Raw genomic sequence first — 24775 nt, 5'->3', positions numbered from 1 at the left:
CCGACCTACACTAATCTTTAAAAAAGCTATCTTCGCTTTTTGCCAGCATGGCCTCAATTTCTTCGATAAAGGCACTGGCATCTGCGCCTTGCGGCTCATTGCTCAGGGGCGTGGAAATACTATTTGATTCCGATGACCATTCGCCTAAATCAATAAGCTGGCAGCGTTTGCTGCAAAATGGTCGGTAAGGGCTTTGGGGGCCCCACTCAACGTCTTGCTCACAGGTAGGGCAGTTCACTTTCGCAGGCATCTACACTTGCTCCGCATATTCTTAGATGCGGGCAAGTGTATCTAAGCAGGACGCTAATTGAAAGTTATATACCCTCAACTCGGGCTACATCAGGGTAACCCGGTTGATTTCGGTGAGAGAGGTAATGCCAGCCGCCGCTTTACGCAGGCCCGCACCTCTTAGGGTGGTGAAGCCATCTTGTTTGGCTATGGCGGCGATCTCTATAGAGGTGGCGCCATTCATAACTGCCTGAGAGATCTTCGGACTAATCGGTAACATTTCATAAAGGCCGATACGACCTTTATAACCTTCGGTGCATTCATCGCAGCCAACGGCCCTATACAGGGTCAAGTTAGCGGCTTCCGCTTCGCTGTAGCCTTGCTTTAGTAGCTCGTCCACAGGTAACTGCTCAGGTACTTTGCAGTGCTTGCAAAGTTTTCTGGCCAGGCGTTGTGCTATTACCAAGGTCACCGAGCTGGCGACGTTATAGGCAGGCACGCCCATGTTCAGCAGTCGGGTAATGGTTTCCGGCGCTGAATTGGTATGCAGGGTAGAAAGTACCAAGTGACCTGTTTGTGACGCCTTAATGGCGATTTCCGCGGTTTCCAGGTCACGTATCTCACCTACCATGACCACATCCGGGTCTTGACGCAGGAAGGCGCGCAGGGCGTTGGCAAAGGTCAGGTCGGCTTTGGGGTTAATCTGTACCTGGTTAATACCCTTAACGTTAATTTCCACCGGATCTTCGGCGGTGGAAATATTGCGCTCGGCGGTATTTAATATACTGAGACCGGTATACAAGGACACGGTTTTACCCGAGCCGGTAGGGCCGGTGACCAGTATCATGCCCTGAGGTTGGGCTAAAGCGTCTAAATAGAGGAGCTTCTGCTCTGGCTCATAGCCCAACACGTCTATACCGAGCAGGGTGGTGGAGCCATCGAGAATACGCATAACGATTTTCTCACCCCACAATGTCGGCAAGGTGCTGACACGGAAGTCGATTTTCCTATGCTGTGACAGGCTCATTTTAATACGCCCGTCCTGAGGCTTACGCTTTTCGGAAATATCCAGCTTGGCCATCACCTTAATACGAGCGGCGAGGCGGTTTGCTAAATTAAACGGCGGGTGGGCCATCTCATGCAAAACGCCATCGATACGAAAGCGAATACGGTATTCACCATCATAGGGCTCAAAATGTAAATCGGATGCCTCGCGATGAATGGCATCGCGGAGGATTTTATTGATATAGACAATAATGGGGGCATCGTCGTCACTGGTTTCATGATCATCGGCTACATGGCCGTCATCATGTTGAATTTGCTCCAGTTCCTTAACGTCCTGCTCGGAGATTTTTAAGGCATGGGTGGCATCGAAAAGGCTTTCAATAAGCTTATCTATATGCTGATAATCGCAAAGCACCACATCACATTGCAAACCGGTACTGAACTCGTAGTTTTCAAGTGCGCCGTAATCCGTGGGGTCGGACACAGCTAACATAAGTCTGTTGCCTTTTTTCGCCAGCGGCAGCACGTGGTGACGGCGGATCAAGCGCTCTTTTAGCAGGTTTGTATCTATGCTTTGTTCATCAAACTGACTGAGATCAAAATAGGGGACACGAAAGAGTTCGACACACTGACTTAATAGCTCGTTTTGACTCATATTGCTGCAGCGCACAATCAGTTCGGCGGCGCTGCGACAACGGTCCTGCTCAAGCCTTACCTTGTCATTATCTAGGCGACCCAAGGTTATAAACTTTCGGATCAGAGGAGAGTTGATGTTCATAAAATACCGATATAACGCAAGCTAGATGTAATTATAATAAGCTTAAACAAACTAAGTTATTACAGGTTATATGGTTATTGTTGCTTATCTGCACAAGAATGCAACTTAACTCGCTTTAAATAACTGTAATGGTAGCGCTGCACCTTGCTCTTAAGTGCAGCTAATGTGCCGGAATTACTAATAATATCATCGGCTTTTTTCACTTTATTGCCACGGCTCATTTGTGCGGCAACTATAGCTCGTGCCGCGTCCAATGATAGTTTATCACGTTCGCAGGTGCGCGTTAATTGTAGCTCTAATTGCACATCAATCAATAATGTGCGCTGACAGTATTTTTCCAGTCCGTTTTCAAACAGCAGCGGTGCTTCTAAAATCACATAGGGGCTTTGCGCTCTTGCCAATTGGTCGAGCATCTCGGTGCGGATAAGCGGATGAAGGAGGTTATTAAGCCAGAGCTTCTCGCTATTATCGCTAAATACGATTTTTCTTAGCTTAGCTCTATCAAGGGCGCCATTGGTATCGAGTATGCTTTCCCCGTGGCGCTTAACTATGGCATTTAAGGCCGGGCTTCCGGGCACAACAACCTGGCGGGCAACCAAGTCGGCATCGACTACCTCGATGCCTAGCTCGGCAAAAAACTTGCTGGCGCTGGACTTACCGCTGCCAATGCCACCGGTTAAACCCAAGAGCCAAGGGGGTGTGTTAGCCAAGAAGCATACTCATATAGCTTGCCTGTATTTGCTCGCCCCAAAGCATGGCTATCCAGCCGGCGATGGCAATATAAGGGCCAAAGGGAATAGGAGTGGCCTTATCCCGTCCTTGAATTGTCAGCAGGATAATACCCAGCACAGCCCCAACAATGCTTGATAGCAGAATAATCAGGGGCAGGGCCTGCCAACCAAGCAAGGCGCCAAATACTGCCATTAGCTTAAAGTCGCCATAACCCATGCCTTCCTTGCCGGTTACCAGTTTGAATAACCAGTAAACACTCCAAAGGCTTAAATAGCCGGCAGCGGCACCTATAATTGCCTCGCCAGGGGGGATGGTGATGCCTAAAACGCTGGCCAAAAGCGCTAACCAGACCAGCGGTAGGGTAATTTGATCCGGCAGCAGCATATGATCGATATCGATAAAGGTCAGCGCCACTAAACACCAGGTTACGGCAATGTATAAGAGTGCTAGTTCGCTGGCACCCAGTTGCCAGGCAACCACTGTACCTAATAGGGCTGTAATTAGTTCAATGGCAGGATAGCGGACCGAAATCGGGGTTTTACAATTGGCACATTTACCGCCGAGCAAAAGCCAACTCAGTACGGGAATATTCTGCCAGGGCTTGATCTTGCTCTTACACTTAGGGCAGGTAGAACTAGGGGTGATCAGGTTAAAGGTGCCTTGGGGCTCCTGCGCATCGCTCTGCGCTAATTCATCCGCCAATAAGAGTCGGCATTCTCCCTGCCATTGGGTTTGCATCATTTTCGGCAGGCGATAGATAACTACATTTAAAAAACTGCCAATGGCTAGGGACACGAAAAAAGCCGTGGTATAAAAAAACCACGGCTGTGCTTGCATTAAGCTTTGTACTTCTGAAAACATTTAGATTACTGAACCTAGTTGGAAGATAGGTAGATACATGGCAATAATTAAGCCACCGATCAATACGCCTAATACGGCCATAATCATGGGCTCAAGAAGGCTGGAAAGGCCGTCCACAGCGTCATCTACCTCTTGTTCATAAATAGTCGCTACCTTGGCAAGCATATCGTCCAAAGAGCCAGATTCCTCACCTATGGCAACCATCTGAATTACCATGTCGGGAAAAATGTTAGAGTTACGCATGGCCCAGTTCATTGGGTTACCCGAGCTCACTTCCGCTTTAATTTCCAATATGGCGTCGCGGTAGACCGCATTACCTGAAGCGCCAGCGGCCGAGTCTAGTGCATCAACCAGGGGTACACCGGCAGCAAAGGTGGTCGATAAGGTGCGGGCATAACGGGCCACCGCCGCCTTATTTAAGATCATGCCAATAACTGGGATTTTTAAAATATAGGCATCGACCTTGTCGCTAAAGTCTTTGTTATGTATTCGTGCCTGCGCAAAAAGATAGCCGCCGATAGCTAAAACCGACAGGGCAACCCACCAGTAGGCCTGTAAGAATTCGGATATACCAATAACCATTTGCGTAAATGCGGGCAGTTCAGCACCAAAGTCTGCGAAAATTGCTTCAAATTGAGGCACCACAAAAATCAAAAGAATAGAAGTTACTATAATGGCAACCACAATAACGGCTATGGGGTAGAAGAGTGCTTTCTTAATTTTTGATTTAAGCGCCTCGGCCTTTTCTTTATAAAGGGCGATACGGTCGAAAATTCTATCCAAAGCACCGGATTGTTCACCGGAAGCAACCAGGTCGCAATAGAGATCATCAAAATATTTTGGATGCTTTCGTAGCGCCGAGCTAAGGGGGTGACCAGCTTTAACCTCTTCGCCTATATTATTAAGCAGGTTTTTTATACTGGGGTTTTCCGAGCCATTGGCAATCATATCTATGGCTTGAACTAGGGATACACCTGCCAATAGCATGGTCGCTAATTGTCTTGTTAATACAGCCACATCCTTTGGCGTAATCCTTTTTTGACCACTACCAAAGAGAGATTTGGGTTTACGCTTGACCTTGGAGGGGGTAATTCCTTGTTTGCGCAGTTGCGCCTTAACTAGGGCTATACTTGAACTGCTAAGCTCACCCTCGAGTTTTTTACCACGGGAGCTAACTCCCACCCACTGGAAGGTGTCTTGTTGACTTTTTAATTGTTTTGCCATTCTTCTATCCACAATCCTGTTGAACTAGACTAATAGTAACACGGTGATTACTTTTCGCTTACTTTTAGTGTAGAGCATAAAGGTTAAAATTCGTTATCTAAGCATTGGTAACACGGTTTATTTCTACCAGACTGGTTACCCCTTGTGCGACCTTTTTGAGGCCGGAGGCGCGAAGGTTATTCACCCCTTCGCCGGCTGCAACTTCGGCGATTTCTAAGGAGTTACCGCCGCGCATAATAATTTCCGCTATTTTTGGGGTAATAGGCATGACCTCATAGATACCCACACGTCCCTTATAGCCTTCGGTGCACTCATCACAGCCTTTCGCCTTGAAAATGGTCAGTTCAGCTAATTGCTCATAGCTAAAGCCTTGTTTAAGCAGCTCTTCCTGGGGTAATTGTTCTGGCTCTTTACAATGGTTACATAGGCGTCGCGCCAGACGTTGAGCGATAATCAAACTCACCGAGCTAGCAATATTATATGAGGGCACGCCCATATTCATTAAACGGGTCAGAGTTTCCGGCGCCGAATTGGTATGCAGGGTTGAAAGCACCAAGTGACCGGTTTGTGCCGCTTTAATTGCGATTTCTGCGGTTTCCAAATCTCGGATCTCACCCACCATGACCACATCCGGGTCTTGACGCAAAAAGGGCGCAGCGCATTGGAAAAGGTCATATCCGCGCGCATATTAATCTGCACCTGGTTAATGCCTTCTAAGTTAATTTCTACCGGGTCTTCGGCGGTGGAAATATTACGCTGGGCGGTATTAAGAATATTTAGGCCGGTATAAAGGGAAACGGTTTTACCCGAGCCGGTAGGGCCGGTAACTAAGATCATGCCTTGGGGTTGGGCTAGAGCATCAAGGTAAAGTTTTTTTTGTTCTGGCTCGTAACCCAGTACATCGATACCCAGCATGGCGCTTGAGCTGTCGAGAATACGCATTACGATTTTTTCCCCCCATAGGGTAGGTAGGGTACTGACCCGGAAGTCGATGCTTTTCTTCGCGTTTATTTTGAGCTTAATACGGCCATCCTGAGGCTTACGTTTTTCCGCCAAGTCCATATGAGACATAACCTTAATACGGGCGGCAATGCGGCTTTCCAGATTGACCGGTGGCGACGCGATTTCATGGAGTACGCCATCGACGCGAAAACGAATTCGGTAGCGCTTTTCATAGGGCTCAAAATGTAAATCCGAGGCACCGCGCTTAATAGCATCCATTAATATCTTGTTGATATAAACGATAATGGGTGCATCGTCTTCCTTGCTATTGACATCCGTGGTCAGGCTTTTCTTATTGTGACCATCGTCTGCTTCAACACCATCCAACTCCTGCATATCGCTTTCGGTGAGCCCTAGGCCAGAGCTGCTGTCAAATACTGAGTCAATGGTTTTATCAAGCAGGTCATATCTAGCCACTACAGTCTCGATTTGCATGCCAGTATTAAATTCATAATCTTCAAAGGCGTTAAAGTCGGTAGGATCGGCAGTAGCAATAAATAAGGTTTTGCCCTTTACGGCAATGGGAAGAAGTCGATGTTTCCTAACTAGATTTTCGTTTACAAAATCGACGGGTACAGTCGAAGAGTCAAAAAGAGATAAATCTAACATGGAAACATGGAACATTTGGCTGGCTCTAGCCTGCAGAGTTTCGGGCTTCATGTTTGCAACGGTACAGATTGCTTCGGCAAGGCTCGTTTGCTGTTCAGACTTCTGTCTGGCGAGTTCGCTTAGGTCAAATGTTCCAAGAGCAGCTAAACGGCGAGCTAAAGGTGAACTAAAATTCATAATTTTTACTCATGTTATTGTTAGATCAAGCCATAAACCTGGGCGCATTATCCCCGTGGCATTTTGTCGCATCATATCAAAACTAAGCCAACAAGTTATAGCCAACACTAATGCAAATAAAGTTTTCACTATACCGAATTGTAATTCTATCTTTAGAGTAGTTAAAGGCTGGTTCTGATTTTGGCTTTGGTACAACAGGGCTCCCCAGATTGACGCCAAATAAAGCTGGGATAAGGGGTTAATAAAAACTCCGCTGAATAAGGATAATAAACCGGACGATAAAAGAATGGCTGAAAGCAGATTTACTTTAAGCTTGTTCTTTATTTCACTACGGAGCTTCCACACCGGGTATAAATAAGCGCAGACAGCGCAAACAGCAAGAGTAAAGCCATAGCTATATGTCAACTGAAGTATGGAGTTATGAGGGTGATTTAGCTGTAACCCGCTTTTACTGGAGTCAAATAACCCAGGGGTTATGCCGACAAAGATGTTTTTAAAGCTAAGTGATTCAAATGCTCCAAGCCATAGCTCGAGTCTCCCCGATGAAGTTGTGCGTGTTAGATATTCGCCATTATCTGGTGCGGTAAAGATATTTAAGAAATAAATCACGAGCAGCAATATCGCTATTCTTATGCTGTTTTTTTTATCTATAAGCGCAAACAGCGCAATAGTTAAGCAAAATGCCAACATAGCCCCTCTAGCACCGCTAAATACCGCCACAATAAAGTTCAGGCCGATTAGCAAATAAAGGTACTTTTTATAGCTATGATGGCATGTAGTCAAAAGCGCAAACAAGAGCGGCATGGTTGCGACTTGCATATGATTTAAGTAGCGAATATTTGCAACATAATTTAAGGCATCAACTATAAAAACACCTTTGTGTATTAGGCTGGCAACACCCACCATAATGGTAATGATAATTACAGCCTGGGTATAAATTAAGACAGGGATAGCAACACTAATTACGGGCCAGAGAGTGGTACTGCTTTGCAGCGCAAATAAATAAAGGCTTAATGTTAAGATAAAGGCAAAGGCACAATGGTATCTGTATTGCTCTGGGGAAATAAATAAAGTTAACAGTGACAATGCTATAAAAACTACTAGGGTATTAGTGAGCTTTTTGGTGTCTGGGAGTTTAAGCAGGAAAATAAAGATAATAAGGCAGGTAACTTCAGTAACTCTGTAAATATCAAAATTTGTTAAGCTACTCACCAATACAGCCCAATAGAGATTTGTTGAACTAAAGGGCTGTATATGACAGCCCTTGTGATTTTAATAATCTTTAATTAGGTTGGACGGCAGTTTGCTGGAAGGTATTTAGCATCAACGTCACCGCTACACACCCAAGTTAATGAACCGTTAGCAGAATCGGTAGGAGTTAAAACAACGTCGCCTGTTGCTTTACTATCAATGTCCACAGTGTATGTCAAAACGCCATCAGTAACAGTTAAATTAGTAATATAAGCACTAGGTAAACTTGTAGCATCTACGCCTGCTGCATCTGCAGATGCAGGTAATATACCTTCAGATTGGAAGTACTCTGTTACAGAGTTTTTGTGTGCACTAGCCTGAACTAAAACCTCAGACATTTTTGCACGGATAGTGTAATCCTGATAAGCAGGTAGAGCTACCGCAGCAAGAATACCGATGATCGCTACTACGATCATTAATTCAATTAGGGTGAAACCCTGTTGTTTGTTGTGAGTCATTTTTTCCATTTTCCTCTCCTAAAGGATTTTTTGGGCAAAGTTAAGGTAACCAGAGCTACTGCTTTAATCTAGTTTAGCGCCGGTTGGTTTTCAATGTTAATAGCTTTAAATAATTTTTAAAGTCATTAACACAAAAAATGTCGGCACCGCTAATGTTCGGTTAAATTGTAGCCTAATTTTAAGGAGCTACGAACTTAACCCGCATTTTTTAAAAGTGTACGCTGCCGATGTTACAGTTTCATTGATTTATAACAAAGTATTACTTTATTTTATAAACCTCATTCTTTGAAACTAGATGCTATCACGGTGATTTTATTTTGGGTAGCCCTTTTTATAACATTGTGTAACATTTGTATCGGCGTCAAATTGCTTGGTTCTATTTTAGAAACGCATTGATAAATCAATAGCTTTGATATGCTTGGTGAGGGCGCCGCTGGATACAAAGTCAACGCCGACGTTAGCATATTGTTGCAAAGTTTCGAAGGTGATATTCCCGGACACTTCCAGCTTGGCACGGCCAGATGTGCGCTCTACCGCAGTGCGTACATCTTCTAAAGAGAAGTTGTCGAGCATAATGATATCGCTGCCCGCCGCCAGCGCTTCTTCCAATTCGCTGAGGTTTTCAACTTCCACTTCCACCGCTTTGTCTGGGTGGTTTTTACGTGCTTGAGCTATTGCAGCACTGATACCGCCACAGGCGCTGATATGGTTTTCTTTAATTAGAAAGGCATCGAACAGACCGATACGGTGATTGCGCCCGCCACCACATTTAACCGCGTACTTCTGCAATGCGCGCAAGCCTGGGATGGTTTTACGGGTATCGAGGATTTCGGTGTTAGAACCGGCCAGTACTTGAGCATAGCTGTGCGCCGCAGTGGCGGTGGCACTAAGGGTTTGCACAAAGTTTAGAGCGGTGCGCTCGGCGGTCAGTATGGCTCTGGCATTGCCTTTGGCGGTGAATAGAAGCTGATCCGGACTCATGTGTTCACCGTCGGCGATATAAAAGGTCAGCTCTACACTTGGGTCAACCTGTTGAAATACTTCGATTACCAGGTCTTTACCACAGAATACACCAGCTTCACGGGTGATCACCTTGGCATCGGCTTGTTGCTCGGTGGGGATCAGTTGCGCGGTGATATCGCCCTCAAGGGCGCTTTGACCGTCTAAATCTTCCGCAAGTGCTTGCGCCACCAGGCGGGTGATAAGTTCTGGAGTTGGGGTCATAAATTATTACCTATGGGAAGAGTTAAACGGCACCGGCGAAATCGAGCTGGCGCCAGGATTCAAACACAAATACGGCGACCGCGTTGGACAGATTCATGCTGCGGCTATTGGCCTGCATGGGGATGCGCACGCGCTGCTGCTCTGGTAGACCGGCAATAATGTCATCCGGTAAGCCTCGGGTTTCAGGGCCAAAGAGCAGGGCATCGCCGGCCTGATAGTTCACCTCGTGGTGATACTTCTTGCCCTTGGTGGTGCAGGCAAAGATCCGCTTTGGTTGCTGTGAGTCTATATAGCTTTGTAAATCAGCATGGCGCTGCACCTGAGAAAATTCATGGTAATCCAAACCGGCGCGTTTAATACGTTTGTCATCCCATTCAAAGCCCAGCGGCTCGATTAAATGCAGGCGATACCCGGTATTGGCGCAGAGGCGAATAATGTTGCCGGTATTGGGTGGAATTTCCGGTTGAAATAAGATGATGTCTAGCATGGTGTTTATCGACAATCTAAGGTGCTAAGCCAAAATTGGCGCAAGTATATCAAACTTGGTATTAAGAACGCATCTTTTGTAGGCCAGCCTTTGTCGTTGTAGGTCGGGCTTTACCCCGACAAAAATGCCCACATGTTGAATTGTCGTTGTAGGTCAGGCTTTGCCGCAAGGGTTGTAGGTCGGCCTTTCAGGCCGACAATGGATCACCAATCTTTCCCTTTATCGGTGCAAAATACCTAACTTAGGAATCTAAACTATAATCAAATTTTAGCCTTCCAAGGATCTGGACATGAGCTTAAATGATTTACGAAAAGGACGTTTTAGTCAGGCTAATGGTGAATACTTCATCACTTTTACTTGTTACCAACGCATTCCATTTTTTCAACGCTTTGAACTGGCAACATTATTCTGCTGGCATTTGCACCAACATGAGCTTGTTTGTCGCTGCACTTGGCTGACTTGGGTGCTGATGCCAGATCATTTCCATGGTCTATTACGTTTAAGGAAGGATAATCTGCACGAGGCGGTGGGACGTTTAAAGGGAGCCACCGCGGCCGACATCAACACGCTTTTAGCGCGTAAAGGTAAGGTGTGGCAACCCGGCTACTTTGAACGCCAATTAAGGGCCGAAGATGACAGGTTGCAAATTGCTCGCTATATTGCCGCAAACCCGCTACGTAAACATCTGGCTTCCAACCTTGGACAATACCCGTTTTGGAATTCCCGCTATTTGTAATCTAGGTCGGTGCTCTGCGCCGACAAAGAAAGAATGATGCTCTATTGTCGGGGTGAACCCCGACCTACAACGACAAAGGGATATTGGTGCTCCATCATCGGCCTGAAGGCCGACCTACAAGGGCGAAGCCAAAATTAGCCTAAGCATGGCAAACTTAGTTACAATAACGCCCATATAAGTAAATGAATCATAGCGAGTATAATTAGTGGCCAACGCAGCACCAACACCAAAGACAGGGAAGGGGTATGATTTTTGGGTGCGCTTTGCCAGCGTCAGCACTCTGATTATGGTTAGCGTAATGATTTTCGCTAAGGCCTGGGCCTGGTTGGCATCGGGGTCGGCGGCTATGTTGGGCTCCCTTACCGACTCCTTACTGGATATCAGTGCCACCTTGATGAACTTCTTTGTGCTTAGTTATGCTCTAAAGCCGGCCGATGATGACCATAGATTTGGTCATGGTAAGGCCGAAGCCCTAGCCGGCCTTGGCCAATCTGCTTTTATTGCCGGCAGTGGCTGTTTGCTCGCTTTTCATGCCATAGAGCGCATGTTTAATCCGGTCGCCATTACGCATTCTTTGCTTGGTGTCTGGGTGAGTGTGTTTGCAATCTTCTGTACCCTGGTTGTGGTGTTTGTGCAATATCAGGCCCTGAAGCGCACCGAATCCGTGGCTCTTAAGGCCGACTCTTTGCATTACAAGGGTGACTTGTTTCTTAACCTAGCTGTGATGTTGGCATTGTTATTGGCTTATTACGGGATAAGTGGCGCCGACCCTTATTTCGCCATTTTGGTTGCCGCCTATTTATTGTATAACGCCTGGCAAATTGCCACCGAAAGTGCGGGGCATCTGATGGATAAGGAGCTGCCCGATGAAGAAAAGGCGCATATAGTGGCGGTCGCCTGCGCTCATGAGGCTGTGCACGGTGTGCATGCCCTACGTACCCGCCAAGGCGGTAAGGTGCGTTTTGTCGAGTTTCACTTAGAGTTGGATGACCATATTCCCTTAGTACAAGCCCATCGCATCGCCGATGAGGTTGAGCTTATGGTAAAGGACGCCTTTAGCCTGCAAAAACATCCCGAGTTCGGCGGGGAGGTGGATGTGTTAATACACCAGGATCCTGTCTCTGCGACGCGCAAGCACCATTAGCTTTGCTTAAATGTCGGCACGAAGCACCGCTGTAGGTCGGGGTTCACCCCGACAAGAGGGCACCATTCTTACATTGTCGGCGCGAAGCACCGACTTACGACAAAAGCCTAACTTATTCTTCCACCAATTGTATGGCGCGGTAAAAGCCGCTGCTGTCGCTTAATAAGGTGACCAGCTCGGGCAGCACTTGCTCCATGGTCTGCATCAGGGTGTAAGGCGGGTTGATGGCTATCATGCCGGAGGCGGTCATGCCATGGGTGTCGGTGTCGGCACTGGTGGCCAGTTCGAACAGCTGAATATTCTTAATGCCGCTTTGGGTTAGGCGTTGTTCGATACGGTCGATGCGCTCGCGATCCACCACAGGGTACCAAAGCAAATAGGTGCCGCTGCTAAAGCGCTTATGAGCTTTAATAAGGCTGTCGACGGCTTTGTCATAGTCGCTTTTAATTTCGTAAGGCGGGTCCATCAGTACGCAGGCGCGACGAGATAAAGGCGGCACCAAGCCGAGTAAACCGCTAAAGCCGTTTTCACCTTTTACTCGCAATGAGCGCTTGCCGGCCATGTTTTTCTCAAGCAAGGCCAAATCCTGCGGGTGCAACTCAAAAAACCAACCCTTGTCTTGCTTGCGCAGGTAATGCTCGGCCACCTTAGGCGAGCCGGGGTAATGGGCTAACGCCGCGCCATTATTCATGCTCTTAATTAAAGCTACATATTCGCTTAATGCCTCAACATCACCCTGGTAATCCCAAAGCTTGGCAATACCATCGGCATACTCCTTGGTCTTTTGCATATCGGCGTTGTCGAGGGCAAAAAAGCCCGCACCCGAATGGGTATCGATATAATCAAAAGGCTTGTCTTTTTTCACCATGTGCTTAAGCGACTGAGCCAATACCAGGTGTTTGACTACATCCGCCGGGTTGCCGGCGTGGAAGGAGTGACGATAACTGAGCATAAATAATCCAGACCAAAAAGTTGCGCCGCCATTTTACTCTTTATTGTCAGCGATAAACAGCCGACGATAGTCAATAGTATGCCCAAGACTTGTTTGTATAAAAAGCGCGCTGATAAGTTAAACGCTTGCTGAACCTTGGTCGGTTGAAAATGAACCCGCTGTTAATACTGGAAAAATTTACAGGAATTCGCTTGTAACCCCTAGCATCCCTAGGCAGATTGCTTTACATTTGCACACTCTAATCAACAGTTTAAAGAGCGCATTTATGAATCAAGAAACCCTTTCCCAACTCGAACAACTGGTCGATAAACTAATTGCCCGCAATGCAGAGCTAGGCCAAGAAGTATCGGCGCTGCGTGAAAGCAATGCCAAGTTACAAGACGAAAACGAAACCTTGCAACTTGAAGTGCTTGAAAGCGAAGAAAAGCAAAAAGAAACCAGCACCACATTGAGCTCATTACTTGAGAAGCTGCAAGCGGCGAGCTAATGAGTGACAAAGGGCACAGCGTTAAGGTAAACCTGCTCGGTAAAGAGCATCAGTTTGCTTGTCCCAAGGGGCAAGAGCAGGCACTGCTCGCTGCGGCCGAAAACTTAAATGCTAATGTAGAGCAAATGCGTACGCGCTCGGCAATTCGCAATGATGACAAGGCCTTGCTGTTAGCAGCGCTGACCTTGTCTCATGAGCTGCTTGAGGCCAAGGCGCAGTTGCATCAATTGTCGGCACAGCAACATGCTTTGTGTGACAAGCTAGAAGCTGCTTTGCAGCAAGAAGATTAAGGCGCCCTTGAGCGCCTTTTTTATGGAGAGTCGTTTATGCGTCAATACGTAAGCGCCCTTATTTTATCTGTGGTCGCGACCGGCGCCCAGGCCCAGCAAAATTGGCAAACGCTCAGCGACCATGTTGAATTTATTGAGCAGCCCGCTAAGTTGCGCTTTTATGATTCCAACCAGACGCTGATCCAAGGAGAGCAGTGTGCGCTGCTGGTGGACGCCCCAGGGGAGTTTACGCAAACGGAAGCGTTTATTGGTGAGCTGAAAAAGCAACTGCGCGTGCCCCTGTGTTATGTGCTCGCTTCCCATGCCCATGATGATCACCTGCTTGGGTTAGCCTTGGTACAAAAGCATTTTCCCGATGCCCAGCTTATAGTGCATCACTCCCTTGGCGAGAATTTTCACCTCGCCCATGAGCAGTTAAACGAGCGTTTGGATGGCTTTGTTAAAAGTATCGCCTTAAGTACGCAACGTATGGAAAAGCTGCCGGAGCAGGAGCAACAAGCTTGGCGGGACAAAATAGCGCGAGCCCAGACGCGCTTTAAGCAGTGGCAATCGCTGCGCTTTTCAACGCCCGATAAGGTGATATCCCAGGCCACCGAGCTTGATTTGGGCAAGTTAAATGTCGAGCTACTGCCTTTTGCTGCGCACACCCAAGGTGATATTGCCGTTCTGGTAAAGGCCGACAAGCTGCTGATTGGCGCGGATATGGTTGATACTTTGCCGTACCCGGGTGAGGCCAACTATCAGGCCTGGCTGATGGCTTTGGATGAGTTATCACAATTGCCCGTGACTCAGGTGTTGCCGGGTCATGGCGGTGTCCTTGTAACGTCCGATTTAACAAAGCCTAAGGTTTGGCTTGAGGCCATAGTGGCTCATGTTAAGGCGAACCCAAGCACCGATGTCGCTACCTTGGTTGAAACCTTCCCCAAGCATTTTCGACCTCAGGATGATGAGCTGGCACAACGAGCTTATGCCATGTTTTTAGAGGCCGGCATTAAACGCGCGAAACAGCTGTAGGTCGGCCTTCAGGCCGACAAAAATGCAAAATTGCTTAGATGTCGGCGCAGAGCACCGACCTACAAATGTGCACGATTCTTACCATGTCGTTGTAGGTCGGCCTTCAGGCCGACAAAAATGCAAAATTGTTTAGATGTCGGCGCGAAGCACCGACCTACAATGTTTTGTCGTTCTTATTCCTCGTAAAAGGGAATGCCTTCTTGCATCCACTGTGGTGCGGCTTTGCCTTTTAGGTGATGGTCAAAGTACTGCATCATGCGAATCGAGAAGTCGACCTGATTCGGGAATTGCTTGAGGTGATGAGGTTCGCCTTCGTATTCCAAGAAGATCACATCCTTACCGGCACGGCGCAGCGCCAGGTAGTATTGAATGCCTTCCTGCCAGGGCACGGCACCGTCTTCATTGCCAAACATCACCATAATAGGGGTGTTCACCTTGTCGGCGAAAAACACCGGTGAGTTTTCAATGTAGAGCTCGGGAGCCTCATACAAGGGCTTACCGATACGGCTTTGACCCGTTTCGTACTGGAACTGGCGAGCCAGACCCGATTTCAAACGTATGCCGCTGTAGGCCGAGGTCATGTTCGATACCGGGGCGCCAGACACCACGGCCTTAAACATATCCGTTTGCGTAACCATAAAGGCACTTTGATAACCCGCCCATGAGTGGCCCTGCAAGCCGATGGCATCAGGGTCGGCAACGCCCATATCAATAAGCTTTTGCGCCGCGTTGATCATGGTTTTAGTCGACGAGGGTCCCGGGTGACCTACTTCAAAGCGAATATCCGGCAAGAAGATGGCATAACCGTTAGAGGTAAACATGGGGAAGTTAGGTCTGTGGTTCAGCTCCATCTTCGGGAAATCGTAGCGACGCTGACTCATATAGCGATAGAAGTAGATGACTACCGGTACTTTTTTGCCCTCGACATAGTCGGCCGGCTTGATCAGTACACCCTGAAGATCTTCACCATCATAGCCTTTATAGCTGACTAGCTCGGGTTTTTTGCCCCATTTAAACTGATCGATTTGCGGGTTGAGGTTAGTGACCTGCTTGGCATTGGCCAGGTCTTTATCGGCTTGCCAGTAATCCGGGAATTGCGAGTAGCTTTGTTGGGTAAATAAATATTTCTCCGCGTGTTTGGCTTTTTTCACCAGATCGAAACGAGCGTCGCCGTCGAGCAAGGTTACTAAAGACTTGTCCGTTAGCTTGAGCTGAGCCACTCCCGCTTGCTTGTCTTTTAAATCAAATACGCGCAGCAGCAGGGTTTCATCCGGATTAAACCCGAGCTTGTCACTGTCGAGGTTAATCACGCGATATTGCTTGTTGTTGCCTTTACCCTGGGTTAAGGATTGGGCTTCCTCGCTGCGGGTATCAAACGCCCAAATATCATGCTTGGAGTTAATTAACACCTTGGAGCCGTCTCGGTACCAGCCGGCAACACCATAATCGCTGACAGGAGACGGGTAGTCGTGTTGATCATCGGCAAAGATGGCATTAATGGCCTTGCTTAGGGGGCGAACCTTGTTGCTGCCTAAGTCTTTTAATTGCCAAACGCCTTTGTCAAAGAAGACCGCATACTTGCCCGTGGGCGACAGGCTGGGGCGGTGAGGGTGCTCGGCCACGATCAGTTGCTTGTTACCGGTTAACACATCGACCGCATAGTAGTCGCTATAGAAGCCCTTGTAGGTGATTTGTGCCAGGTAATCCTGATTGTTGTAACCAAGCAGGTGATCGGCCTTTTTATTCAGGTTGAGCTCGGGCACCTGGGCATCCGCGAGCTGCACTACCTTATTGCCATCAAGGTGATATACCGCCTGATAATGACGGTGCTTATTCTCTTCACCCCATTGTTGCTCTTCGCGAGGTTTGATTTCAGCGTCTTGATGGTGCCATAGATTAAGTTTGGCCTGGGCCATAATGGTGTCGTAATCACGCAGTGACTCGGCGTCTTGATACTTTAGCTCTTTGGGTTTGGCGGCAAGGGTAGGACGGGCGGTGAAATACAAGCGTTCGCCATCTTCAGACCAGCTCAACGTGCCTTTTTTACCCGCCTGCCATTGGCTATCCAGGTCCTGTAATTTGTTTTGCTCAACATGCCAAAGCATGGTGCGATAGTCTCGGCGACGCTGGTCATCATTCACATAGTTGCCGACATTAAAGGCCACTAGGTTTTGCATTGGATGCCAGTCGATGGTGCTTAAGGTCACACCCGGCTCATCGATAAGCACATGGCGTTGGCCGCTGTTTAAGTCCAGGTAACTGATCTCGTTTTCGCTGCCGTCTTTACTTTGCGTATTGAACAGCAAGCCAGCGCCTGTGTGGCTAAAGGCGAATTTGAGCACTGCGTCCTGGCTGCTGCTGACACCCGAGCTCAAGTCCACCACAACCAGCTCTAAGACCTTGTCTTTTTTATCGGCCTTAATGGCGTCTTCGGTTTTGCCTGAGCTTTCTGCACCGTTTGCTGGTGCATCAGTTTCTTCGCCTTTATCGTTCGCTTTGTTTTCTTCTCGCTCATGGCGATAGGCAAGCCAGCGACCATCGTCGGAGATTTGATAGTCTTTCACCGCAGCAAACTCTTGTTGCTCACCGCTTTGGGTATTGACCAATACGAGTGTGTTTTTTAGTTTTTTCTTGGCTTTTTTATCGGCGGTTTCTTTCTCTAACAGGGAAGGAACTTGCAAAAACGCCGCCCACTGGCTGTTTTTATTGATGCTGGCCTGGGTACCGCGCTCAACGCTGGCAAGCAAGGTGTTGCTCTCAAGGTCATACACCAGACCCTGGGCGTCACCGCGATAGGGGGCGGCACTAAAGGCTAGTACCTTGCCTTGCTCACCCAAAACCGTGGCTTTGGGATATTTAAAGTCAAATACATCGCTAAATTCTAACGCCTCTTGGGCATGGACTTGGGTGCCAAGCGTCGCAATCAGCGCCGCGCTAAGTACCGTCAGTGCAGGTTTCATAACAATTCATTCCTGTATCGTTTTTTTGCCCATTGTAAGCGCTTAAATTTGCGGCGCGACTAAATTCGATAAGCCGTCCGTTATTGCCGTTGAATCGCACTTTGGCGGTTTTTCTTCGGTCTAACCCCGCGTATACTGGTGTTTTCACTTTCTAGATTGAAGACTATGAGTATTTGGGTTGATGCCGATGCCTGCCCGGTGGCCATTCGCGAGATAATCTGCCGCGCCGCTATGCGCACCAAAACCAAGACGGTATTTGTTGCTAATCAGTATATTCGCCTGCCGGCCTCGGAATACTTGCGCATGCAGCAGGTGATGCCGGGCTTTGATGTGGCCGATAACGAAATTGTGAAGCAGGTGCAAAGCGGTGAGCTGGTGATCACCAGTGATATTCCCCTGGCTTCGGAAGTGATCGATAAGGGCGCACTGGCACTGAATACCCGCGGCGAGCTCTATACCAAGGAAAACATCAAGTCACGCCTGAATATGCGCGACTTTATGGATACCCTGCGCAGCAGCGGCATTCAAACCGGTGGCCAGGCGCCGCTGAGCGCCCAGGATAAACAACAATTTGCCAATCATCTCGACCGCTGGCTTGCGCAGCAGTGAGTTTCTAGGCTAGACTGCGCCACGAACACTTGTCGGAGTGCCCTAACTTACCATTAGGTATCAAGGGGCTGAGATCGCAATTGCGGGATCCGTTAACCTGATCAGGCTCATACCTGCGTAGGGAACAAGCTTGCCTCGGCACGCTTGTGCTTACTTGGCACAAGTTCGGCCCAGCCTAAGCGGCGCGTACGCGCACGGACCAAAGGCACAGACCAGCAAGGTCTTTGCACCTCCAGACAAGACACACTCAACCAATTAATGAGAAGCGTCATGTCAGAATCGAACAAACCTAGCCGTCGTCAAAACCGAGAAGCGGCGTCGCACTATATTCATAACCTTACCGGTCAACCCTTTCCTAATTCGCAAAAAGTCTATGTTGAAGGCACCTTGCCCGGCGTGCGCGTGGGCATGCGGGAAATAGCCTTAAGCGACAGCTTTGTCGGTGGCACAGAAGACAATCCCGTCTATGAAAAAAATGCGCCTATCCGCGTCTACGACACCTCGGGCCCATACACGGATCCCGACTTTGAGCTTAATGTACGCAAGGGTCTACCTAAGTTTCGTCAGGCCTGGATAGAAGGGCGTGACGACACCGAGTTGCTAGAGAGCAAAAGTTCGCAGTTTGCCCAGCAGCGCATGGCCGATGAAGGCCTGGATTATATTCGCTTTGAGCACTTGCCCCAGATCCGCCGTGCCAAAGCGGGTCAAAATGTGACGCAAATGCATTATGCGCGTCAGGGCATTATTACCCCGGAAATGGAATACATTGCCATTCGTGAAAACATGGGCCGTGCTGAGGTACGTGAGCAGTTACTTAAGGAACAGCACCCGGGCCAGTCTTTTGGTGCCAGCATCCCCGAGTTTATTACGCCTGAGTTTGTTCGCGACGAGGTTGCCCGTGGCCGCGCGGTGATCCCTAACAATATAAACCACCCGGAATCCGAGCCGATGATCATTGGCCGTAACTTCCTGGTCAAGGTCAACGCCAATATTGGTAACTCCTCGGTGACTTCGTCCATCGAGGAAGAGGTAGAAAAAACCGTATGGTCGACGCGCTGGGGTGCCGACACCATCATGGATCTATCCACCGGCCGTTATATTCACGAGACCCGTGAATGGGTGATTCGTAACTCACCGGTACCTGTGGGCACAGTGCCCATTTATCAGGCGCTGGAGAAGGTCAACGGGGTGGCCGAGGACCTGACCTGGGAAATCTTCCGCGATACCTTAATTGAGCAAGCGGAGCAGGGGGTGGATTACTTCACTATTCATGCCGGTGTGCTGCTGCGTTATGTGCCCATGACCGCCAAGCGGGTAACCGGCATCGTCTCGCGCGGTGGCTCTATTATGGCGAAATGGTGTCTGGCGCATCATAAGGAAAATTTCCTCTACACCCACTTTGAAGAGATCTGTGAAATCCTCAAGCAGTACGATATCTGTTTCTCCCTGGGCGATGGTCTGCGTCCCGGCTCGATCGCCGATGCCAATGACGAAGCTCAATTTAGCGAGTTGCGTACCCTGGGCGAGCTGACAAAAATTGCCTGGCAGCACGATGTGCAGGTGTTTATTGAGGGCCCGGGTCATGTACCCATGCATATGATCAAGGCCAATATGGACGAGCAGCTGGAACATTGTGGCGAGGCGCCATTCTATACTTTGGGGCCGCTGACCACGGATATCGCCCCAGGTTATGACCATTTCACCTCGGGTATCGGTGCGGCGCAAATCGCCTGGTACGGCTGTGCCATGCTTTGCTACGTGACGCCAAAAGAGCATCTTGGCCTGCCCAATAAGGAAGACGTAAAAGAAGGTTTGATCACTTACAAGATAGCCGCCCACGCGGCGGACTTGGCCAAGGGGCATCCTGGCGCCCAAGAACGCGATAACGCCTTGTCTAAGGCGCGCTTTGAGTTCCGCTGGTTGGATCAATTCAACCTGGGCCTAGACCCGGATCGTGCCCGTGAATATCACGATGAAACCCTGCCGCAGGAATCCGGCAAGGTGGCGCACTTTTGCTCCATGTGCGGACCAAAATTCTGCTCCATGAAGATCACCCAGGAAGTGCGTGACTATGCCAAGGACTTAGAAGCCAAGGGCATAGACCCGAATAATTTGGGCGAGGAGATCAGCATTCGCATGGTCGATGTGGAGTCTGAAATGAAGGCTAAGTCGGCGGAGTTTAAGGCCGCCGGCAGCGAGCTGTATCACAAGGCCTACTAATGGGTAAAAAAATAGCCATAGTGGGCTTTGGCTTGTGCGGTCGGGTGGCCGCACTCTTGCTGGCCAAGCATTACCGGCTCGAAGTCTTCGACAGTGGCGACGCCGAAGGAAGCGGCAGTGCCGGTCCGGTGGCCGCTGCCATGCTGGCGCCCTTGGCAGAGTCGGTGCTGTGCGAGCAGGATTTGGCCGAGCTGGGGCTGGAGTCTCTGGCGATATGGCCGCAATTGCTGGCGCTGCTCGACACTCAGGTGCATTTTCAGCGCCAAGGCACCGTGGTTGTCGCCCACCCGCAGGATCAAGGGGCCATGGCGCATTTTCAAAAGCAGCTTAAGCCCTTGGCTGGTTATGCGCCGGAGCAGTTAAGCGCGGCGCGCCTGCGTCAATTAGAGCCGGAGCTGGCCGGGCGTTTTGGCGGCGGGCTTTACCTGCCCAGTGAGGGACAGCTGGATAACCTCGGATTTTTCCACCATAGCTATGCGCGCTTAAAAAATGCCGGGGTGCGATTTCACTTTCACACCCAGGTACAGCCTCAGGAGTTGGCCCAGCAGGACTATCTGGCGGTGCTTGATTGTCGCGGTATGGGCGCCAAGGGCGAGCTGCCCTTGCGTGGTGTGCGCGGCGAGGTGGCTCGGGTAGTGGCTCCCGAGGTTTTCCTGCAGCGCCCGGTGCGCCTGATGCATCCGCGCTACCCCATTTATATTGCTCCGAAACCGGGCAATCGCTATGTCATAGGTGCCACGGAAATCGAGTCTCAGGATCAGCGCCCAGTCACGGTGCGCAGTGGTTTGGAGCTATTGAGTGCCGCTTTTAGCGTACACAGTGGTTTTGCCGAGGCCCATATTGAGGCCCTGCAGGTGGGCTTGCGTCCAGCACTGATGGATAACCGCCCCAGCGTCAGTCGTCAGGGCAAGGTGATCAGCATCAATGGCCTGTACCGTCATGGTTATATGCTGGCTCCCGCCGTGGTGCGCACGGCCCTGACCGAGTTTAATACCGCATTTTAAGGTAATGAATTATGCAGATTTTTATTAATGACTGCGCCTTTGAGGTGCCGGAACAGGCCAGCGCAAAGCAGGCCCTGGCTAGCTTTGGTGCCACGCCTCCCTTTGCCTTGGCCGTCAACGGCCAATTTGTGGCTCAGGGGCAATATCCGCAGCTGGTGCTGCAAGACGGCGACCGGCTCGACATCCTCGCGCCAATACAAGGGGGTTAGATGAGGGATACACTTAGCATTTACGGTCAGGAATTTAACAGTCGCCTGCTGATCGGATCGGCGCTTTATCCATCGCCCAAGTGTATGCAGGAGGCGATCCTCGCCAGTGAGAGCGAAATCGTCACCGTATCCCTTAGACGACAAAATTCTCAGGCCGCAGGCGATGATTTTTGGCAGCTTATTAAAGACACTGGCTTGACCGTGCTGCCCAACACCGCCGGCTGTCACAGTGTGCAGGAGGTCATGACCCTGGCGCAGATGTGCCGTGAGGTCTTCGCCACCGATTGGATCAAGCTAGAACTTATAGGCGATGACTATAACCTGCAGCCGGATCCTGTGGCCTTGCTTGAGGCCGCCGAGCAATTGCTGGCCGAGGGCTTTAAGGTCTTACCCTATTGCACCGACGACCTGGTGATTTGCCAGCGCCTGGCCGCTTTGGGTTGTGAGGTGATCATGCCCTGGGCGGCGCCCATAGGCACAGGCAAGGGCATTCTTAACCCTTATGCGTTGCAAAGCATTCGCGAGCGCCTGCCCCATGTCACCTTGATTGTCGATGCCGGGCTGGGTGTGCCGTCGCATGCCTGTCAGGCCATGGAGCTGGGCGCCGATGCGGTGTTGTTAAACTCGGCCATCGCCGGCGCCAATGACCCAGTCTTGATGGCGCGCGCCTTTGCCAATGCCACCTTGGCCGGTCGACAAAGCTATTTGGCCGGACCTATGGCGGTAAAATCCACCGCCGTGCCTTCAACACCGACCCTGGGTATGCCAGTATGGCACCAGTTTAACGAGTGAGAGCAGTATGAGCGAAATAGTTTGGACAATTGCCGGCTCGGATAGTGGCGGCGGCGCCGGTATTCAAGCGGATTTACAGGCCATGCGCAGCTTTGGCGTACATGGTTGCAGCGTAATCACGGCGCTGACGGCGCAAAACAGCCTTGCCGTTGAGGCATTGAATCCGGTGGATTTGACGGTTATCGAATCCCAGTTGCAGGCCCTGGCCCATGACCTGAGACCCCAAGCCATAAAAATAGGCATGCTTGCCAATGTCCAGCAAATTCAGTTGATTGCCGAGCACTTACAGTATTATCGCGACAACTGGGAAACACCGCCTCAGGTTGTTTACGACCCGGTGGCCATTGCCAGCAGCGGCGATAGCCTGATAGAGGAAGACGCGCAAAGCGAGATTGCCGACGCCATTAAAACGCATTTGTTGCCGCTGGTGGATGTGATCACCCCCAATGTGTACGAAACGCAATTGCTTACCGGGGTGTACCTGATAGGTCCGGATGCCCTGCGTGACGCCGCCAAGCGCCTGCAGCAGTGGGGCGCCAAAGCGGTGATTATTAAGGGCGGGCACTGGGATTATCCGCAAGGTTACTGCGTTGATTTTTGCCGCCACGGCGAGCAAGAGTACTGGCTGGGAAATGAGAGCGTTGTCACGCCTCATACCCATGGCACCGGCTGTACCCTGTCCTCGGTGCTGGCATCCTGCCTGGCTAAGGGCTATCCCCTAAAAGATGCTTTTATCCTTGGTAAGGCCTATATCAATGCCGGGTTAAAAGCCGCAAAACGTTATGGTGAGGGTGTGGGCCCGGTCGCGCACACCCAGTTCCCGGAAAATTTGGCCGACTTTCCCCTGGTAATTGAACCGGGCACCTGGCTGGGCGATGCCCTGGATTTTGATTGTGCCAATGATTTTAATTATGCCGCCGGCTTTGCCCCTTGCCCTGAACGTCTTGGCCTGTATGCAGTGGTTGATTCCCTGGATTGGCTAGCACTGTGTTTGCAAAACGGCATGAAAACAGTGCAGTTACGCATTAAAGACGTCGAGGCCGGCAATTTGGAGCAGGATATTATCCGTGCCATTGAGTTGGGAAAAACCCATCAGGCACAGGTGTTTATTAACGACCACTGGCAGCTGGCGCTGAAGCACGGTGCCTATGGGGTACACCTGGGCCAGGAAGACCTACACACCGCCAATCTTAAGGCCATTCAGGATGCCGGCATGCGGTTGGGCTTATCCACCCATGGTTTTTATGAAATGCTGCTGGCGCACAATTATCGTCCCAGCTATATGGCCTTTGGCGCCATCTATCCGACTACGACTAAGGACATGAGCGGACAAATCCAAGGCCTGGAAAAGCTGCGCCATTTTGTGCCCTTGATGCAGCCGCATTATCCCTGCGTGGCCATTGGTGGCATTGATCTGATGCGCATGGACGAGGTAGTGGAAACCGGAGTGGGCAGCATTGCCGTGGTGCGCGCCATTACCGAAGCGGCCGACCCACAAGCGGCCATTGCCGAGTTACAGCAAGCGATCGCCGGAGCGCTTGAGTGAGCACAAAAGAGTTAAGTGCCAAGGAGCAAATCCGTTACTCTCGGCAGCTGATGCTGGATGGTTTTGGTATTGATGCCCAGTTGCGTCTGAAAAACGCCACCGTGCTGGTGGTCGGTTGTGGCGGTTTGGGCAGCCCGGCGCTGATGTATCTGGCCAGCAGCGGTGTGGGGCGGCTGCGATTGATGGATGATGACCTGGTGGAACTCAGTAATCTGCAGCGTCAGGTGCTGTTTAAGGTTAACCACCTTGGGCAGCCCAAGGCTAAGGCCGCGGCCAAGGTACTGGCGAGTCTAAACAATGAGATTGCCATTGAGGCGCTGGTTAAGCGCGCCGATGCCGACAATCTCGCCGAGCATATTCGTGACTGCGATCTGGTGCTGGACTGCAGCGATAATTTTGCCACCCGTTATGCGCTTAACCGCGCTTGTTACGCCCTTGATAAGCCATTGGTGAGTGCTGCGGCGACGGGCTTTAGCGCCCATCTGGCCTATTTTGATCTTCGCTCTTCGTCATCGCCTTGCTATGAATGCGTGTTTCCCGAGCGTCTTGATAACCCCAGTGATAATTGCGCGACTCAGGGGGTGATAGCGCCTTTACTTGGCATTATTGGCGCGCAGCAGGCTTTGCTGGCTATTCAGTGTATTCTCGGGACCGGTGAGACGGGAGTAGTGCACAGTTATAATGCTCAAAGCCTGGGGCAAAAAACCTTTAAACTGGTTAAAAATCCGGATTGCGCTTGTTGTGGGAAATAAAAAAAGCCAAGCGAGGTGCTTGGC

23 protein-coding genes, 1 pseudogene and 1 riboswitch are annotated in these 24775 nt (G+C 49.9%); of the genes and pseudogenes, 12 read left to right on the top strand and 12 right to left on the bottom strand.

All coding sequences use genetic code 11. From position 1 onward, the window contains the following. Positions 1–10: 10 nt before the first annotated feature. The 10 genes and pseudogenes from yacG to trmL form a co-directional block, all read right to left on the bottom strand. On the bottom strand, positions 11–250 hold the full coding sequence (yacG, locus tag C2M35_RS05965; RefSeq protein ID WP_105264834.1) for a DNA gyrase inhibitor YacG: 240 nt from the start codon (positions 248–250) through the stop codon (positions 11–13). Positions 251–334: 84 nt separating this feature from the next. Then, entirely contained in the window at positions 335–2011 is a 1677-nt protein-coding gene (gene pilB / locus C2M35_RS05960) for a type IV-A pilus assembly ATPase PilB (protein ID WP_105264833.1), read from the bottom strand. Positions 2012–2085: 74 nt separating this feature from the next. Continuing rightward, the gene (gene coaE, locus C2M35_RS05955) at positions 2086–2721 is read right to left on the bottom strand and encodes a dephospho-CoA kinase (RefSeq protein ID WP_105264832.1); all 636 of its coding nucleotides are present in this window, start codon (positions 2719–2721) and stop codon (positions 2086–2088) included. Continuing rightward, on the bottom strand, positions 2714–3604 hold the full coding sequence (locus tag C2M35_RS05950) for a prepilin peptidase (protein ID WP_199774395.1): 891 nt from the start codon (positions 3602–3604) through the stop codon (positions 2714–2716). The genes coaE and C2M35_RS05950 overlap by 8 nt, the downstream gene beginning before the upstream one ends. Beyond that, positions 3605–4828: a type II secretion system F family protein gene (locus C2M35_RS05945; RefSeq protein ID WP_105264831.1), complete on the bottom strand. Its 1224-nt coding sequence runs from the start codon at positions 4826–4828 to the stop codon at positions 3605–3607. It lies immediately after the preceding gene. 97 nt (positions 4829–4925) lie between these two features. Next, positions 4926–6616: pseudogene (gene pilB, locus C2M35_RS05940) on the bottom strand (type IV-A pilus assembly ATPase PilB). A gap of 9 nt (positions 6617–6625) precedes the next feature. Beyond that, positions 6626–7828, bottom strand: coding sequence for an O-antigen ligase family protein (locus C2M35_RS05935; protein WP_105264830.1), 1203 nt, complete (start codon positions 7826–7828; stop codon positions 6626–6628). A gap of 74 nt (positions 7829–7902) precedes the next feature. Then, complete coding sequence (locus C2M35_RS05930; protein WP_105264829.1) at positions 7903–8334, bottom strand: pilin; 432 nt, start codon at positions 8332–8334, stop codon at positions 7903–7905. Positions 8335–8706: 372 nt separating this feature from the next. Next, the gene (nadC, locus tag C2M35_RS05925; protein ID WP_105264828.1) at positions 8707–9549 is read right to left on the bottom strand and encodes a carboxylating nicotinate-nucleotide diphosphorylase; all 843 of its coding nucleotides are present in this window, start codon (positions 9547–9549) and stop codon (positions 8707–8709) included. Between the two features lie 22 nt (positions 9550–9571). Further along, positions 9572–10036 carry a tRNA (uridine(34)/cytosine(34)/5-carboxymethylaminomethyluridine(34)-2'-O)-methyltransferase TrmL gene (gene trmL / locus C2M35_RS05920; protein ID WP_105264827.1) on the bottom strand — a complete coding sequence of 155 codons (465 nt, stop codon included), beginning with the start codon at positions 10034–10036 and terminating at the stop codon, positions 9572–9574. Positions 10037–10325: 289 nt separating this feature from the next. Between trmL and C2M35_RS05915 the strand changes: the two genes are divergently transcribed. Both C2M35_RS05915 and C2M35_RS05910 read left to right on the top strand, forming a co-directional pair. Further along, positions 10326–10772: an REP-associated tyrosine transposase gene (locus C2M35_RS05915; RefSeq protein WP_105200154.1), complete on the top strand. Its 447-nt coding sequence runs from the start codon at positions 10326–10328 to the stop codon at positions 10770–10772. 286 nt (positions 10773–11058) lie between these two features. Then, positions 11059–11916 carry a cation diffusion facilitator family transporter gene (locus C2M35_RS05910; protein WP_105264864.1) on the top strand — a complete coding sequence of 286 codons (858 nt, stop codon included), beginning with the start codon at positions 11059–11061 and terminating at the stop codon, positions 11914–11916. Between the two features lie 112 nt (positions 11917–12028). Here C2M35_RS05910 and C2M35_RS05905 read toward each other — a convergent pair whose 3' ends face one another. Further along, a complete protein-coding gene (locus C2M35_RS05905; protein WP_105200155.1) occupies positions 12029–12868 on the bottom strand; it encodes a 23S rRNA (adenine(2030)-N(6))-methyltransferase RlmJ in 840 nt (279 codons plus the stop codon). 265 nt (positions 12869–13133) lie between these two features. On the opposite strand from C2M35_RS05905, the gene zapB reads away from it, so the two are divergent. From zapB to C2M35_RS05890, 3 genes are read left to right on the top strand one after another with little or no spacing between them, the layout of a single operon-like run. Further along, positions 13134–13355: a cell division protein ZapB gene (zapB, locus tag C2M35_RS05900; RefSeq protein ID WP_105200156.1), complete on the top strand. Its 222-nt coding sequence runs from the start codon at positions 13134–13136 to the stop codon at positions 13353–13355. Further along, positions 13355–13645: a cell division protein ZapA gene (locus tag C2M35_RS05895; RefSeq protein ID WP_105200157.1), complete on the top strand. Its 291-nt coding sequence runs from the start codon at positions 13355–13357 to the stop codon at positions 13643–13645. The genes zapB and C2M35_RS05895 overlap by 1 nt, the downstream gene beginning before the upstream one ends. Before the next feature lie 36 nt (positions 13646–13681). Next, complete coding sequence (locus C2M35_RS05890) at positions 13682–14659, top strand: MBL fold metallo-hydrolase (protein WP_105264826.1); 978 nt, start codon at positions 13682–13684, stop codon at positions 14657–14659. A gap of 173 nt (positions 14660–14832) precedes the next feature. On the opposite strand, the gene C2M35_RS05885 is transcribed toward C2M35_RS05890, so the two are convergent. Beyond that, positions 14833–17619, bottom strand: a complete 2787-nt coding sequence (locus C2M35_RS05885) for a S9 family peptidase (RefSeq protein ID WP_105264825.1) — start codon at positions 17617–17619, stop codon at positions 14833–14835. A 165-nt stretch (positions 17620–17784) separates the two neighbouring features. Here C2M35_RS05885 and C2M35_RS05880 point away from each other — a divergent pair, with 165 nt between their 5' ends. From C2M35_RS05880 to C2M35_RS05850, 7 genes are all read left to right on the top strand, one after another. Then, positions 17785–18228 (top strand): YaiI/YqxD family protein, encoded by a 444-nt coding sequence (locus tag C2M35_RS05880; RefSeq protein ID WP_105187885.1) that lies wholly within the window; start codon positions 17785–17787, stop codon positions 18226–18228. A gap of 23 nt (positions 18229–18251) precedes the next feature. After that, positions 18252–18369: riboswitch (TPP riboswitch) on the top strand. A gap of 129 nt (positions 18370–18498) precedes the next feature. After that, positions 18499–20448, top strand: a complete 1950-nt coding sequence (gene thiC, locus C2M35_RS05875; RefSeq protein ID WP_199774394.1) for a phosphomethylpyrimidine synthase ThiC — start codon at positions 18499–18501, stop codon at positions 20446–20448. After that, positions 20448–21452: an FAD-dependent oxidoreductase gene (locus tag C2M35_RS05870; RefSeq protein WP_105264824.1), complete on the top strand. Its 1005-nt coding sequence runs from the start codon at positions 20448–20450 to the stop codon at positions 21450–21452. Before thiC ends, C2M35_RS05870 begins: the two co-directional genes overlap by 1 nt. A gap of 11 nt (positions 21453–21463) precedes the next feature. Beyond that, positions 21464–21661, top strand: coding sequence for a sulfur carrier protein ThiS (thiS, locus tag C2M35_RS05865; protein ID WP_105264823.1), 198 nt, complete (start codon positions 21464–21466; stop codon positions 21659–21661). Continuing rightward, positions 21662–22453: a thiazole synthase gene (locus C2M35_RS05860; protein WP_105214755.1), complete on the top strand. Its 792-nt coding sequence runs from the start codon at positions 21662–21664 to the stop codon at positions 22451–22453. Positions 22454–22460: 7 nt separating this feature from the next. Beyond that, positions 22461–23999, top strand: coding sequence for a thiamine phosphate synthase (gene thiE / locus C2M35_RS05855; RefSeq protein ID WP_105264822.1), 1539 nt, complete (start codon positions 22461–22463; stop codon positions 23997–23999). Further along, positions 23996–24751, top strand: coding sequence for a HesA/MoeB/ThiF family protein (locus tag C2M35_RS05850; RefSeq protein WP_267894729.1), 756 nt, complete (start codon positions 23996–23998; stop codon positions 24749–24751). The genes thiE and C2M35_RS05850 overlap by 4 nt, the downstream gene beginning before the upstream one ends. The last annotated feature ends 24 nt before the right edge of the window (positions 24752–24775 follow it).

It is taken from the genome of Pseudoalteromonas sp. T1lg76 (genome assembly GCF_002964725.1).
Lineage (GTDB): Bacteria > Pseudomonadota > Gammaproteobacteria > Enterobacterales > Alteromonadaceae > Pseudoalteromonas.
This window is presented reverse-complemented; position numbering and strand designations above follow the sequence as displayed.